This is a genomic window from Fuerstiella marisgermanici (assembly GCF_001983935.1).
GTDB lineage: Bacteria > Planctomycetota > Planctomycetia > Planctomycetales > Planctomycetaceae > Fuerstiella > Fuerstiella marisgermanici.
This window is the reverse complement of record NZ_CP017641.1, coordinates 4,556,154-4,572,363: the sequence shown is the minus strand read 5'-3', so window position 1 is coordinate 4,572,363 and position 16,210 is coordinate 4,556,154. Positions and strand designations below refer to the sequence as shown.

Genomic DNA, 16,210 nt, shown 5'->3' with positions numbered 1-16,210 from the left:
CCCCCTCCCACAACGAATTGTGGGAGGGAACTGTGCCGACGTGTTTATCAGCTCTAGTCCTGCTTCAGTTCATCATCAGGAGCTTTGCCGATGGGCCACAATTCGTAGCGGCGGACATACATTTCGGCCTGCTCCGTTTGCAGCAGCAGTTTTCCGAAGTCCGGCTTCGCTTCGAACGCTTCATTCACAACCACGCCATTAACCTTGTAAACAAGATGGCCGCCATCAGCGATGACTTCCATACGAGTCCACTGTCCCAGCGGGCTTTCGACGTCGTTCTTGCCTCGAAAACCGATCGTGTCTGCCCAGTCTTCGTCGCGGCCAAACCAGTTGATACGTCCTCGGGACAGAGTCATCTTTTCGCCGCCCTTTTTCCACACTTTTTCGCCGTCGCGGTCCTTACCGATTTCTGCGGTAAGTGATACGGGGTAGGCCTGGGTGGTTTCGGGATCGACGCCTGACAGCACCAGGATGTCGCCGACACCGCCTTCGATAATCTGAGCTTCGATGCTGGCCATCCACGTCTTGCCGTAGCCACCGTCTGGGCCCCAGCAATGTAGTAGAATGCCGGAATCGCGAGTTCTGTCTTCACGATTGCCCCACGTCTTTTCGCCCCACTTGAATTCGATGATCATGTGGTAATCGCGGTACGAATCGTTGGTGATCAGGCCGCCATAGCCGTTGCCGCTCACGTGAATCATGCCGTCTTTCACCGTGAAGACCTTGTTCGGGTCGGCGTACTGCTGGTCACGAATCCAGGTGTAAAAGCCTTCCAGGTTTTTGCCATTGAAAAGCTTAATCGGGCCATCGGTTGGGCTGATGGCAGTTTTTCGTGAAGGCGGCGTGGCTGGTTCGCCCGGCAGTTCACGAATTTCGATGTTTCGAAACGCGACCGGATCGTTGTGGCCTGCGAATCCGAAAAAGCCGCCTTTGCGTTTTGGGCCTGGAGGTACTTCGCCATCCTTCGATTCGGTGATCGTGGAAAGATCACCTTCCAGAATCGTGAAGCCGTTTAGTTCGACTTTGATGTTGGATCCATTCAGTGTGACCTGCTGAAAATTCCACTCCCCAGCCGGACGCAAATAGCCACGATGAGCGGCCATCAGGCCGTACACAGATCCGTGATATTGACGCGGGTCCAGCTTGGCGTACTTGGGATGTTCAGAATCCAGCACCTGCAATTCCATGCCGTTGATGTGAGGCTGGCCTTCTCCGGAATAACGCAGGACGAGCCCGTTATTGCCACCGGGAGGCACTTGGAATTCCAGGCGAGCAATAAAGTTGTCGTACTGTTTTTCCGTAAGCAGATTTCCGCCTTTGCCCTGCTTGCAGCGAATCGCACCGTCTGCCACTTCGTAGTTTTCTGTCGCGCCTGTCCAGCCGGAAAAGTCTTTGCCATTGAAGACGGGCTTGAACTGATCGGCATCGCGTTTGGCCAAAATTTCATTGGCTTCTTCTGCACCGATTTCGCGAATGTAGATGTTGCGGAAATACAGTGTGTTGCCGTGGTTTTGAAGTTCAATCTGTTCGCTGGGGTAGATGGGAAGTTCGCGATCCCAGTAATTTTCCAAAACAACGTTGTCCGTTACGAGTTTTCCGTTCAGCTTTGCGGTCGCTCGTTCACCCACCATTTTGACGTGGAAGGAGTTCCATTCGCCAACAGGTCGATCTGCCTTGACCAACGGGAACCGTGGATTTTTTTTGTTGTTCCAGAAAGCACCAGATCCGTTTTCGGCGCCGTGACGAAAGTACTTTTCGAATTCGGTGTCCCAGATTTGAAGCTGAGGCGTTCCGCGCAGATAGATACCGCTGTCGCCGCCTTCCAGAATCTTCCAATCCACAAACAGTTCAAAGTCACCGTAATTTTTGGCGGTGCACAAACTTTGTCCTTCGCCGTCGAACACCAGCACGCCGTCCTGAACGGACCAATGAGCGTTCATGCTTTCGTCGGCCTCTTTCTGCTTGGCCGCCAATTCGTCAGCCGACATGGCCGCTCGCGTTTTAGGGTTGCCCACAAGCCCTTTCCAGCCTGCCAGGTCTTTGCCGTTGAATAGCGGCGTGAAGCCTTCCGGTACGTCGCCCTGAGCCATCAATTTTGGTGCCGCCAGAGCCGCGACAAGCAGCAAAGCAGCAAACCGCGTTACGCGAGTTCGTTGAAGGGATAGAAGCACAGACTTGAGGTTACCCATGGAATTGGTCTTTTCGAAAAGGGGGGCGGCCTGACAAAATCAGACTCGACGATCGGAGGGCGTGAAGATGGCAACGTGCTGAGCCAATGCCAACATTCGTTGCGGTACGGATACCAAACAGACGCCGATCCGGCCGGCCGCCGTCTGCATGGCCGCCTGATTGTATCGCCAGGTCTGACGGGATCAATGTCCCGGACAGCGATAACCTTTTCGCGCAGGCTGAACGCCAAACGACTGGCACCGTTTTGCGAGTTGAGCGCTACCAGCGCCCGGTCGCGTTACGAGTTACCATCGCCTGGTTGCGACGCGAACTACCAGCGCCAGGTCGCGTTGCGGACTTTTAGCGGCACAAAGTTGTCGTTGCCGGAATCTCGAAAGCAGATCTCTCGAGTCAGCGCGAACAGGTTCACAGCCTTCATAAACACCTGGTAAAGCGGATACAAAGGCAGCACCAGGGACAGCGCCAAATCCTTCCAAATGCGGTCTGAGTAAAACAGCAACGCCAGCATTTGAAGGAACTCAAGGCACAGCCCGCAAAGGTACAACAACGCCAATAACCGCATGGCGCTGGCGGGATACGCTGCGATAACCCAGATCCCGTACAACCAGAAGGTATATACACAAACAACGTTAAAGAACCATCGTTCGGCCATCAGCAGAAAGTTAGACCAGCGGAAGTTCGCTCGCCACGGTATACCCATGTCGTTGTGCTTGCGACATTCAAACGTAATGACGGTGCGATCCCAGCGGCAGCGCTGCCAGAACAAACGCCGCCAGCTGGTGGGCACATTGGTGAAGCAGGTTGCATACGGCGCAACACCCACTCTGTAGCCCGCTTTCCGGATTCTCAGAACCAGATCGCCATCTTCGCCAGGGCCGACATCCCATCCACCGAGTTGCTTCAGGACGCTGGTGCGAAACGCGCCGAACGCACCAGATACGATTCCCAGAACACCCATGCGTCCGCGGACCATGCGTGAAATGAAAATTGTCTGACGATATTCGTAGGCTTGCAGCCATGCCGCAAGGCTGGCAAACGGATTCCACGCCTGCACAGTGGCACTAACTGTAGCCACTTGCGGATCCTTCAGCGGCTGCACCAATTCGTAGATTGAATTCGGATTCAATTTTGTATCTGCATCGATCGTCACCAGTACCTCACCGGTGGCTTCCTTCAGGCCCATGTTCAAGGCCGAAGATTTTCCACCGCGGTCCCTTCGCGCCAGGACTCGGATGTTGCTTTTGCCAACTGCAAATTCGCGAGCCGCCTGGGCCATGCCATCGGTTGAGCCGTCATCCACGACAATCACCTGCACGTCGCAGTAACTATCGACCACGGAACGGATGGTTTCGACAATCGTGTCGGCTTCGTTGTGACCGGCGATCACCACGCTGACGGAAGGGCAGTAGGTGTAGCCATTCGCATGAGGGCCGGGAAGCTCGCGCGTCCATACCGATTTGATGGCATCCCAGAACGCCATGAACAGCACGCTATACACGTAACGCGGCGCATCAACCAGCAGCAGGACTCCTAGAACGAACAGGAGTTCGTCCATCCGCATGCTGGCGACCCAGTTGTACCATTCCACGACCATGATTTCGTCCCTTGTGAGCTACCGTGCGAGTGCTACTGCTGGTTGGTGCAACGGCGAAGGACTGGGACTATCGGGAACCAGGACGGGTTTTCCGCTTTGGCCGGCTGATAGTTCGACTTTCCATGCACAGTTGCGTCCGGAACGTTTGGCCGCGTAGAGACATTCGTCGGCCGCTTCGATTAGCTGCACCGAACTGAAGTTGTCGCTGACGTAATGTTGAACGGCCGCGCCAACGGAGATCGATGGCAGCTTGTGGCGGTCGATTCGTGTTTGCTGTTGCGACATCACGCCATTACGGATGCGACGCAGCACGACATCGATTTCATCAACGCCGCAGCCGCAGCAAACAATGGCGAATTCGTCGCCGCCGTAGCGAGCCACCATGTCGTAAGATCGCAGCGTTTCACGCAGCAGGCCGCCCACAACTTTTAGTGCGCTGTCACCGGCCGCATGACCGTACTGGTCGTTAATCTGTTTAAAGTAGTCCAGGTCGACAAAGACGATTGCCACCGAATGGCCGTCCCGGTTCGCTCGACTGCATTCCACTTTCAAATGGTGGTCGAATGACGAACGATTCGGAAGGTCCGTCACGATGTCTCGGCGAGATTCTCGCAGCGTTTGCTGAACAGACCGCCAGCTTAGCAGCACGTCGCGCCGAGTCATGACGCCCAGCACGTGGCCATCGTGAGTGACCCGGGTGCAGTCGCCGGAATCGAGGTCCTGAGGAGCGGCCTCGTCCGGAATTCGAATACGACTTTGCAGGACCGCTTCGACCGGCATTTCCAACCAGCGATGAAATTCGCTGCCACTGGGATTGGTGACATGCCGCATCACGTCGTCCGCGCTGACGATGCCGATTGGCACGCCGTTATCGTCCTCAACCAGAACGAAATGGTAGTCGCCATCCGCGGTCTTGCGAAACACGTCCATCATGCTGGCGTTCGCCGAGACTCGACATGCATCGCCGGAAACGAATGATTCCGGCGTGAGTGTTGATTGTTGAAATTCCATTATTTTGTCTGCCGTCTTAAATGCTGTAGGAACCGACAGTGTCCGGCTGCCATGTGTGTTGATCTGCATTTGCCACGCGACGCGGCGAATGGAAGTTTGGCGGCGTCACGCTTGCCGCGTCCAAAGCTCTGCCGATCTGGTACCCATAGATTTCCATTTCAATTCCGTCCGCCATTGCAAATCGATGTTCGCACGCCAGGCAGTGACCGACCATACTTAGTTCCGACAGGATGGCGCTGCAGTCAGAACACTTCAGGCACCCTCGCATTTGTTCGAAATCGGAACCGGCCACAAGGTCTGTTAAACGACACTTGGGACACGCCAGCCCACTTTTTGAATAGAACTCCTGTTCCGGAGCCACGTGGGCGCACGCATAGTGATGGATGATCGTTTCAGGGACTGTCCACGCTCCGCCACATTCGCCGCAACCGGCTCGAAACGTCGGCACGGCGCTGCATTGCGGGCAGACGATGATTTTGTCCAACGGGATTTTTTTCACATCGGGATCGGCTTCCCATTCCGCAATCTGCAATTCGTTGTGCCCGAATGTGAATCGGCACGAAACGGCATCAAATGCCGGTACGTGAACCTTTGGGCGATCACTCACGACATCAGGAGCACTCTGGGGCGTGTGAGCCGGATCAACGCGTTTGACCTGGTCTGACGGAACGATATGAGCTCGCATACGCAGTTCGCGAGGTTCGAAGTCGCCGATCAGCAGATCGTTGGCACCGGCAATCAGCATCTGAGCTCCCAACGGCCGTTCGTCGTTTCGCAGGATCACAATGATGCGAAGATCATCGTGAGACCGCTGGAGACGAATGCGTTCGCAGAAGTCCAACGCGTCGATGTCGATTGACCAGGCGCGAATGATCACCTGTGATATTTCGGAATCGTTTTGAACAGCCCGCAGACCCGCGTCGTTGGTGGTTGCGACCACGTACGATGTGTCGGTGTCGACGATCGTGTCGACGATCGTTTTTTGAGTCGCCTGATCGTCATCGACGATCAATATTTTGTTGGGTTTGGTGTTCATGAGATGGCCCTTCACTACACAATGGCAAAAACGGTGGCGGTGCGATTGATCATTTTCTATCCGCGATGCGAAAAGTGCGGCAACTTGGCAACTGCTCCGACAGACATTCGTCGATCACCAGCGAATTCCTGCGATGGTCGAACGCGAATTGGCAGCAGCGTTACGTTCTTGCGGTAGAAAACTTCGATGTTGGGAGGCGGCTGGCGATGCTCAGTTCCAATAGCCGTCACTTCGCAGGGAACCAGCTGTTCAAACGGTTCGATCTTCAGTTTGATGGTGTCGCCCACGTTGTAATCAGCGGTCAATTCCTGAGGCAGGTACAGTTGAATCTCAAGTGATGATTCTTCCATGACAGAAAACAGCGGCTCATGCGACTTGATACATTCGCCTGCCGGATGGTGCCGCGAAAGCACAACTCCATTGACCGGTGCTTTCAGCTCGCCCTGTTGAATCCATTCGCGAATGCGTTCGGTTTCGTTCAACAGCATGTCGACTTTTGCTACCAGCGGAGCAATCTGTTCAGAACCAAGTCGAGGGATCCGGGCTGCCGTTTCCGCTCGTTCCTTCAATACTCGCAAGGCTTTCTGAATTGCTCGGAGTTTGTCAGTGCCGGCTTGTTCGCGAATCGTCTGATTTCGCAAGTCCATTTCTTTGGCAGCATGCGTTTGCGATAGCGCCTGAGTGCGAGCCAGTTCGTTGCGAATGACGCCCAGTGCGGCGGTTTCCTGATACATGTTGCTGGCCCCTTCAAAGAAGTCGGCCATGGATTTTGTCATTTCCGTTTCCTGCACCTTTGACTGCCACTGCACCTTGGCAATCTCAGCGTGCAGGCTGGCCTGAGCCATCTTCAATTCATCAGAGATCCGTTGCAGACGATGTTCGAAATCCAGATCGAACACCGTTGCCAGTCGAGCGTCCTGGCGGACATGATCGCCTTCACGCACGTGAACGTATTGCAACACGCCGTCGATCGGGGCCGATACGTTGATGACTTTTCCGGTCACAATGCCATACGCCTGGTATCGCAGCAGCGAGTCCCAGACGGTGGCGATTCCCGCTCCGCACGCGGAGAACATCAGGATGGCGATCAGCAGCCGACCACGCGGTCGTGTTTTCGGTGCTACTGGCGCAGTCGGGGGCTTTGATGACGCCGCGTTTGAGGTTGGTGGGCTCGCAGCGGTTTCGCGATTTTGGAATCGGTACGCACTGCGCGCTGTTTTCGCCAGGGTGTCGTCCGTTCGTGCTGACGGTGGCTCGGCCGGGAAAGTACTTGTTGAGTTAGACATGACTATGCTTCGATCCTTGTAGTCTGAAAATCTTCCGACGATTTTCTGCAAATGACCCATTCGGAAAAGTTTTCGGCAAGTTGCGTTAAGACAACTCGATCACCAATCGAAACATAGGTTGCAAAAAGGCAACACCGCCGCGCAACTGTCTACGGGATGGCGAGTTCGGGTAATCCAGTAGCGAGCGTGATGCTTGCGCTGGTTATGAGGAACGCGCTGTCGGATAGCGAAGGCGGGACGGTCTCAGGCTGCCAATGGCGATTGCAGCGGCAATGTCGCTGGCGGAAGCGCGACGGGAGCGAAGTGTTTCCTGGCCGCTGCAACAGAACCCTGTCGCGGCGGCGATTGGTCGGATGCCAGCGTGTGCATCAGCGTTGGTGGTTACGACAGCGCAGCCGCTGTGCCCTGCAACGAAGTGAAGCCTTGGAAGCGGGCTATCTCACGCGGAACTCGACAGATTCCTGCGCCTTCTTGCCACTGGTGCGATCGCGCAACTGGACTGCGATACGGTAGCGGCCTGAGGTCAAGTGCGACGGGATCGTGAGCTCGAAACTTTGGTAGTAGTCGACTCGTTCCGAGGTCGATTGATCCGTGATCTCGGCCAGTTCAACTGTTTCGATCGCTTCGTCGCTGCCGTCTTCGAAGAACTTCAGTTGAGCGTCGAAGCTGGTTTCGTAGCTGCCAGTCGTGGTCAGCCGTGACGCGAAGTTTTCGAGTTCGACATACAGCAGGATTGGATCGCCAGGGTCGAATTCGTTTAACGAAAACGTTTCGACTCGACCAAAACTGTAAATCTGGCTGCAGATGTCAATGCGTCGAATCTGCAGCGTTGTCAGGGGGGCGAGTCTTCGGACGGCGGTACGCAACTGGCCGACTGTGTTACTCAAACGCTGCTGCCGCGGGACATCGGGTTCGTCAGAACGGTATTGAGCCAGGCCGAGCATGACTTCCTGCCAGAAGTCCTGATCGCCGTTAGGCAGGGAATCAATAGCGGCAACCGCAGCACCTGGTTCGTTGGCAATCAGGTATAGCAGTCTCAGATCCTGCTCGCGACGCTGGTACGCAGCCAGGTCGTCTGGTGTGCCGTTGGGTTGCCGAGGCCAGTCCTTGAGTTCATTGTTGATGGTTTCAATCAATTGCGATAACAATGGATTGACTTCGGACGAACTGCTTTCGACTTCATCTGAAAGTTCGACCGTTTGCGGCGGCAAGGGAGACTGGTCGCCGGACGGGCTATCCGTCGTTTCTTTGTCTCGAAAGACGTTCCACGGCGACGATAACTTCTGGAACGGTTTCATCCAGCGCTGTCGAGTTTTTTGTTCAGGCGCAGCTGGCCCGTAGAAGCCTCGCAGCCGCTCCAGCATCGACGGTTCTTCTGCTGTAGGTTCTTCAGCTTCGTCCGTTGATGTCGGCACTTCTCGCGATTGAGCTGCTTCCTGAATGGTCGACTGTTGCGTGGAAGTGAATGGCTGCTGCTGTTGCCCGGCCTCAGCTGATGCCGGACTGATTGTGTTGACTGAGTCTGCACTCACGTTCGATGCCGTTTGCGTGGCTGTATTCAGGACCTGCCATTTAGGTTTCAGGTCGCTGAGCACTTTTCCGTCCGACATCTCATTGCGAGACTGGCTGTCCATCAATTGTCGAATGTGATCTGCAGTGAAGCCGATGCTGTGTCCGGAACCTTTGCTGGTATGCGATCCGGTGATCTCGGAATCATCGGGCGTCTCCGTTTGTGACTGCTTTGGCTGAATGACGATTCCCGAGTACTCACCGGCACCTGCGGGACGACGTTGTTCGCTGGCTGCGGTGGCAAAACTTGGTGTCAACAGGCGAGCCTGTGGCCGCGTTGGTTGTTCGGGAGGTTCTGGTGCCGTCGCAGCGGATTCCATCAAGGAATGCCCGGACGTTTGCAGGATATCTTTCAGATGATTTTCCGTCGCTGGCTTCCCGGCCTTGATCGTCATCGTTGGCATGCCGGGCAGGCGAGCATCCTGGGAACGAAAGACGGACGTATCCGGCTCCCAGGTAGAAGCTGTTCTTGGGCGCAATGACGAATGGGACCGCCCCAGCTGACTCATGCAGCCGGTGGTCGAAAACGCGATGGTGGCCACCAGCAGCCAATGGGCCGGCTTGATGGCGTATGTGGATGAGAAAGACATTCGGTTCGGCGTCCCTGCGCAAACCTGATGAGGTGTGCTGCCGATTTCACGGCTGCGATTGCGGTGGTTCTCATGATCGTGAGAACCTGCGGGCACATGTTACGCGTGCGCAATGAACAGCAACAAGGTGAGAAGCCGGTCCTGGGCGGCGATGCGGGCGACGGCACGCTGCGGCAACACGCCGATCTGCGGATTCTGCCGATCTACGCCTCCATGCGCGACTGTAGTGGCATTGTTCCGACCAGCGCACGTGGCTGTTTGGTCTACGGGGCGATTTTCATGCCTTCGACGACAAACGCGTTGTTTTGTCGAGCGGCGTGTGATGTGAGGGCGATTTGTTTTTTTTGCAGCTCCGTATCTGTATATCCGCCCTGAAATTCATAGATCACGGAACCCTTTTCTGTGCGGCGAATCGTGGTTGCGACTTCGTCCGGCATGAAGGCACTGTTGAGTTCCCGGCGGTCGGCGGTTCCGATCTCCACGCGAATATCGGCAACTCGGTTGTCTGCGGCATCCGGCGAACCCTGGATTGGGTTGAGGCGGACCTGCAACGTTCCGTCAGGCAACAGGGTATTGGAAATGCGGCACTTGGGAAGCGAATCTACGCCGCCAATCAGCTCGCCTTCCTGAGTCACGATCGGCTTGTATTCGACAACAACTTCCGGCGTTGTCCGTTCCATCTTCCAGACAGCGTCGACATAAACGAGGTTGCGTCTTTCGGGCCAGTCTTCGATGACGAATCGCCAACCAGGTGCACCCCACTCTGACGTGAATTCCTGTTCGACGCGATCTGGCGGAACATCATTGCCTTCTGACCCAAAAGTGAAATCGACTTCGGCAGGCTGTCGGACTGGCAGATCTCTTCGGTCGTGGTCCAGCATCAAACTGAAGGCGACTCTTAGCAACCCATTCTTGTTTGCTTCGGCATACGTCGAATATTCAACCGGTTTGTTCAGCACAGATCGCAGCATGCGAGGCGCATCGCGTTCGGCGGCTGAGCTGCTGGCCCTTGCCGGCTGCACGAGTCGGCTGCTGCCGTCACGGCTGTAGTTGAATTGGTTTACGTTCCAGTTGACGAAGAACCTGACCAGATCACCGGCGCGTAAGGAGACGTCCTGACTACTCTTGATTCCGGCAAACTGCAGAGTGTAGTCATCGGCCGGTTCTAATTGGGAAGTCGGTTCGCCCAGCCTGGCACTCGTGTCTACACTCCGAAGGCGACTGGCGACGGTGTACTCTTGCGGGTCCAGACTGTCGTCGAATTTGTCATACAGCTCTTCACTGTTGGAAGCGTCGACGACGTCATCCTCTTTTATGCCGCAGTCGTTGACGAAGACTTGTGTCAGAATCCTTCGCTGTAGTCCGCCTGGCTGAAAGTCGAGTGCGACGATTACGACTTTGCTGTTTTGGCTAGCTTTCAACGCCTCCCGTAAAGGCCCTGTATGATTGGTGTTCCCTGGTGGCGCTGGCTTTCCATCGAGATCCAGGCCCATGTCTGTCGCAGCACCGTCGGTCACGGCGATAACAATGCCTGGCTTTCCGTTCAAACCATCCTGGTTGACCAAAGATTGTTCGATCGCCTGGCCAAGAGGCGTGATCCCCCAGTATTTCAGTTCCCGAAGTTTCTTAATCACTTGTTTGAATTTTTGCTTGCCATCAAAGTCCATGCTCGTCAACCGAAGTTCAGTGCACACGTCTTTATTCGCCGTTACCCCCGGCGGAATCGATTTACCAAACAGTCGCGTGTAATCCGGGTTCTCGACTCGTTCCCCGCGTCGGGACCTGACGCGATGCCCAAACACCTTCAAACCAGCGAGTGTGGTCTTGTCGAATCGGTCGTTGTCGATGAAGTCTTCGAGAGTGTCGAGTGCGACCTGGTATCTCAATCTGTCGCCGGACGGATCCTTCATGCTTTCTGACATATCCAGCACAAACATGATGGGGCGGTTACTCGTTCCCTGCATCACGACACTGGCCGTTTCGGTGCGTTTTGCTTTGGCCACCACGTAGAAGTCGCCTGCACACGGATTGACTTCCAGCGTGCTAGTGGAATTCCAGCTGCGACCTCGAAAAAAGACGTCGACCGCATACGCCGCCGGATCGCATTCGCCTTCCACTGGCGCACCCCTGCGTTCAACAGTGGTCGTCACGTTTGACGAATCTGAAACCAGCGGCAAAGCTATCGGCGTGCTGGGGAATTGAATCGCTGGGACAGGAATCTGAGGAAGAAGTCTGACGGCGGCTGTACCGTTTTGGGGCACGTTGGCGCTGCGGACAACGTCCAGGCTGACGTCGTCAGAAAATTGCGCCTGTTCGCTAAGGTCAAATTTCTTCGCGCCGGTAGGAGCGACCGTGACGTTCCAGTTGGCAGATTCGGTTAGCCTCTTTCGAGTGGCGTTCAGGTCGTTATCCAGGAACGCGGGCAAGCCTGATCTGGTAGTCATCACGGCCGCCAGTTCTTCCGCCGTGTTTAACCACGTGCCTGCGCGCTTCGCGTACCAGGCGTTGTCGATCCACGGTTCGCTGTCGTCGGGACGCACCCACTGGCTGTGCAACAGGCGGTCGGCCTGCAGAAGGCAGTAGTCGGCCTGCCACAACCGATGCAGTCGTTCCGTCGGAGAACGTTCCAGCAGTGTTTCGTCGAACGCAGAAAACCCTCGCACGCAAACGTCGGCATGTTCGAGATAGCTCCGCGTGTTCTCATCCACAGCGGTCTCGGCATTGTCTGCGGCGTCGCGACGCTTCTGCCAGAATGCGCGGACGACTGTTCCCAGCTCAGCCGCCTGCTTCTGGCTGACGTCGCTTTTTTCTGTCAGGATGTTGGCCAGTGACTGTTCGACATCCTTGGTTTCAGACGCTTTCGATGAGTTATCGATGTCGCGTGCGGCATCCAGAAACAGGTTCAAAAACTGCATGCGCCACAGCACGCCTGCCATCGTGTCCTGCGACGCGACGCTTTGATTGTTGTCTGCGTTTTCGGCCGACTTGTCGCTTTGATCGTCGGCCGGTTGACTTAACGCTTCATCCAGCTTCAGCAGTGCAGCGATCAGTTTGCCTCGCTTGTCGGGGGCGAGGTTCGCGATGTTCAGAGTCGCTTTAACCTGTTGATACGCGAGCACCTGTTTGTCGCGTCCCTTTGTCGATTCCGACAGCGCGGCGGCCAGTTCGTTCTGCGCGGTCTGAACGGCAATCAACAACTGCGTGGTGACTTCGTACCAGTCGTCCATCTTTTTCGACAGGTCAGCCATTTGAACGGTCGACAACGTCGTCTCGGCTTCTTCTTCGTGACGCAGCTTCTGCAGCATTCTGGTTGCCACCAACAGGCGGAAGGCTTCGGAGCAAAGCCGCTTGGCTCGCCCCGCCACGTCCGATGAGAATGCACCCGCTAGTTGTTCTGCTCGGTCGAACAGTTTTTGGGAAGCATCGTCAGACGGTTGATTCGCGGGTTGGTTTTTCCTTAACAGATCTTTCCAGTCGCTATGGAATTTTTCATCCGCCGGCAGAGGGAATTCCGCCGCCCAGCGAGCCAGCGTTTCGGCCGAAGTGAGACACCGTTGAAACAGCACATCGTTTTTCTGATGTGCGGCGATAAAGTCATCCAGTTTTTGCCAGCGTTCAGCCCCTGTCTTACCTTCGTCCACCGCCACGGCGCTGGCGTCCAACTTTGGTGGTCGCAGAAAAAATTGATCTTCCGTTTTCAGCAACTGATCTTCGGCTTCCAGCAGCGTAGTTTTGACAGTCGCCGTGATGCCGATGGCTTTCGACGCGATCTGTTCCGCTTCGCTTCGCCGCTGTTTGATTGCATCCACATCAGGCGCCGCTGGCTGGGTCAGCCCCAAACGGCCAAACGGATAGGCTGCGATGTTGGCTTCCAGCACGTCCGTGGGGGGATCGTTGTTGCTGTTCCGGACCTCATTCAACTTCGATGCAATTGGTAGACCACGGTCGCGGCCTAATTCAGCGATAGTCGGCGCTGCCCGCTTCGTGGCTTCCTCCAACTGTTCAAGCTGCCTTGCCGCTTTGTTGGCAAGCGCGGTCGCGCGGTTGTTGTCTCCCTCCAGCATGGCCGCTTGAGCTCGCAAGAGGTATTCCGTGGCCGCCTGCCACTTCAACGGTCGCCATCGCCATGCGAGTTGCGCATCCAGCTCGCTACGTTTTTCCCAGTGGCTTTGCAGCGTCCTGACGATGCCAGACGGGTTTCGGAAAGTGAGTGTTTGAGTCGTGTCCGGCAGTTCTTTCATCAGCGCCAGATTTCGTTGTTTGTGTGAAGACTTTAAAGCTTCGAGGTCCGGGCTGATGCGAAGCGTCTGCCCGCTCGGCCGCCGATTTTGTCGTGCCCATTGGTCGACTCGGTCTTTCACAAAGCCACAGAATTCTCGGACGTTAAGTGTCCCGTCTCCTTCGTCGGCACCTTCCGCAGCGGTGTCTGCTAACTTACTGAAACCCTGCTGTACGAAATGCCCGAAGGCCGTTTGACCACCTGAGCCCGCATAGCCCGCAGTGCTTTCTTCGGCGCCCGAACAGGATGTCATGACCACAAGGCGTGAGAGTTCTTCGTCGTTAGGCCAGTCGAGGATTTCCGCCGAAACGTCTGCGTGCAGGTCGCCCAGACGCCAGTCGTGCAAAGTCTTCTGCTGATCAACGACCAGCAGCACCACACAACCCGACTGCGTTTCGGTCATCAGTTGTTTTAATTGCTGTCTTAGCGTCGATAGCTTTTCGCCGCCGCCGGATCCCACGACATCGGGCGTGCTGCTTTTGGTGAGGCAGATGAAATCGCCGTTGTTGTCGGGGATAATCTGCGTCTGCAAGTACACGACGATCGCTTGCGCTTTTGACGGATTGGTGTCGCCTTCGGCGATCAGTTTTCCCAGTCCGTCAAACCGTGCCTGAGTCGTCGTAGCGACCTGCGAGTTCGCCTCGGAAAGATCCGGGAACTCGGGCGACGGCGTGGCATCAAACAGCGGTGAGTCCTTCAACAAATCAAGCACAATAAAGTGCGTGTGGACTTCTCGTTCGAAGTTGTAGAGCCAAACTCCCAGAGCAACCAAACCGCTTAACAACAGCAACGGTAGAATCACTTTTGTGTTGCGACGGCGACCGGTGCCAGTGACCGTCTTGCGCTTTGTTCGCTTCCATTCCGGTGTTGCGGCGACCTCCCGATCGGCAGCTCGCTGCGACTTCCGACCACCGCGCCAGTTGTCTGGATTTCGGCTGCTCATGACGCACCTCCGCCTGTCAGTCCGCGGGCCAGCAATACGGTCAGAACCATCAACAACGCGGCTGCGCCAAAGCAGGCCCAGGCAATTGTCGACGAACGCTTTTGCGATCGCTTTAACTGCGGAGTCCACGCCACATCGCCCTGCGATTCCGGCAACTTGTCCAGCACGCCTCGGATGAACGCCTGTTCTGTAGACGCCTGTCCTGTCGCACAAAAGTAGCAGCCCTGCAGGCGAGCTCGCGGTGTCACGACTTTGTAAAGGCTCTCACGCAGCAACGTCACCAAAGCATTCTTGCGCTGGTTAACTTCGCACAGCATGTTGAACAGCTTTTGGTTTTCTTTGTTGTCCAGGTCGTACGAAAACGCTGAATACACCCAGCCACGAAACCACTGCATCCCACGTTCAATGACCCATTCGGCGTTCTTGTCGCTGACGTCTGCTCCGGCTGCAAAGCTACTGCCAGCGCGAGACAGCCGCAGCCCTGGCTGAAGCCGGTTCGCGCGCAGAATGAATTCTCGCATGCCAGGTACGTCGTCCAGTTCCGTGACGACAACCACAACCGGAAATTGAAGCTGCAGTCGTTCGTGAACGGCGACCACGTCGTCTCGAATCGCAGGTGCCAGTTTGCGAGCGTAGTCTACTTCTTCGGCCCATGAAAACGGCACGGCCTGCAGCATTCCGTTGATCGGACAATATGGTGCTCGCGATCGATTGATTAGATGGCACACAAATTCGATGCGTCGAATGCCGATCATGCTTTCCAGTTCGGACAGCGGAGCCAGCCGCTTCTTGCCGTAGCCTTTCGCATCGCTGCGGTTTAACCCGGAGAATGTCTCCATCGCTCGCTTCAGCCCACCCGGCGCAATTGTTCCGAAAAACGCGCCGATACCTTTTGACTGCGTGCCCGTGCCGGCAACGGGGGCCGGTGGCGGAGGTGGGGCCATCGGAGCACCGCCCGCCGGAGCAGCACCAGCAGGAGGCGGTGGAGGTGGCGGAGCGCCCATCGCGGGGTTTGTGCCGGTCACGGATTTGGCCCGATCGACCACGCCCTTCAACTGGCCAGCGGCCTGAGTCCCGGTGACGCCACTATGAGCGACCGGCGCGGATGACCGTGACGATGGTTCGTTCGAAACTTTCCCCTGTTGCAGGTTGGTTGAGCCCACTCCGGTGCAGCACAGAAATATCGCGTCGTCGTTCGCGAATACTCGAAGCACGGCCGATTTTTGAGTGACCGGCGGCGCAACGACTCGCCATTCAATTTCCGATGCTGCATCGAACGCGCTTTGTTCCTGTTGAGGCGTGAAGCCGTTGACGAGGAACAGCGGCACATCGTCGATCGGCAGTCGTTCGCGATCGAGCGCGTCTAAGATTTCTTCCCAATCGGCTTCGATGTCGGGGAATTCAGAATCGTCTTCAATGCCCAGCAGTTCCATAAGGTACAGCACGATGCGGATGATGGCATAGACGATCAAAAACGCGACGCCGCACCACGTTCTTTCCAGCCAGTCCCACATTTTCAGGCCACCGCGCAGTCCGGGAACGGCGTCGCGAATGACATTGCTGAAGATCGCCAAAGTGATGGCCACCAAAGCGATAAAGCAATAATGAATGATCAGATAGACCTTCACATTACCCACGCCTGAGCGCGGCATCATGCCGAACAACAAACGTGTCCATTCCAAAACCTTATAGAAGATTGATCTCATCCGATT

The 16,210-nt window shown here is 56.0% G+C and carries 8 protein-coding genes; all 8 read right to left on the bottom strand.

Annotated features, from left to right (window positions below):
- Positions 1–53: 53 nt before the first annotated feature.
- Positions 54–2,189, bottom strand: coding sequence for a 3-keto-disaccharide hydrolase (locus Fuma_RS35965; RefSeq protein WP_077025181.1), 2,136 nt, complete (start codon positions 2,187–2,189; stop codon positions 54–56).
- A 311-nt stretch (positions 2,190–2,500) separates the two neighbouring features.
- On the bottom strand, positions 2,501–3,784 hold the full coding sequence (locus Fuma_RS17000; protein ID WP_077025180.1) for a glycosyltransferase family 2 protein: 1,284 nt from the start codon (positions 3,782–3,784) through the stop codon (positions 2,501–2,503).
- 18 nt (positions 3,785–3,802) lie between these two features.
- On the bottom strand, positions 3,803–4,795 hold the full coding sequence (locus Fuma_RS16995; protein WP_077025179.1) for a GGDEF domain-containing protein: 993 nt from the start codon (positions 4,793–4,795) through the stop codon (positions 3,803–3,805).
- A gap of 16 nt (positions 4,796–4,811) precedes the next feature.
- Positions 4,812–5,831 (bottom strand): TackOD1 domain-containing metal-binding protein, encoded by a 1,020-nt coding sequence (locus Fuma_RS16990; RefSeq protein WP_077025178.1) that lies wholly within the window; start codon positions 5,829–5,831, stop codon positions 4,812–4,814.
- Positions 5,832–5,887: 56 nt separating this feature from the next.
- Positions 5,888–7,117: an HlyD family secretion protein gene (locus tag Fuma_RS16985; protein ID WP_158521041.1), complete on the bottom strand. Its 1,230-nt coding sequence runs from the start codon at positions 7,115–7,117 to the stop codon at positions 5,888–5,890.
- Between the two features lie 434 nt (positions 7,118–7,551).
- A complete protein-coding gene (locus tag Fuma_RS16980; protein WP_145944224.1) occupies positions 7,552–9,276 on the bottom strand; it encodes a hypothetical protein in 1,725 nt (574 codons plus the stop codon).
- Positions 9,277–9,539: 263 nt separating this feature from the next.
- On the bottom strand, positions 9,540–14,498 hold the full coding sequence (locus Fuma_RS16975; RefSeq protein WP_077025175.1) for a VWA domain-containing protein: 4,959 nt from the start codon (positions 14,496–14,498) through the stop codon (positions 9,540–9,542).
- Complete coding sequence (locus Fuma_RS34600; RefSeq protein ID WP_077025174.1) at positions 14,495–16,204, bottom strand: type VI secretion protein IcmF/TssM N-terminal domain-containing protein; 1,710 nt, start codon at positions 16,202–16,204, stop codon at positions 14,495–14,497. Before Fuma_RS34600 ends, Fuma_RS16975 begins: the two co-directional genes overlap by 4 nt.
- Positions 16,205–16,210: the final 6 nt, after the last annotated feature.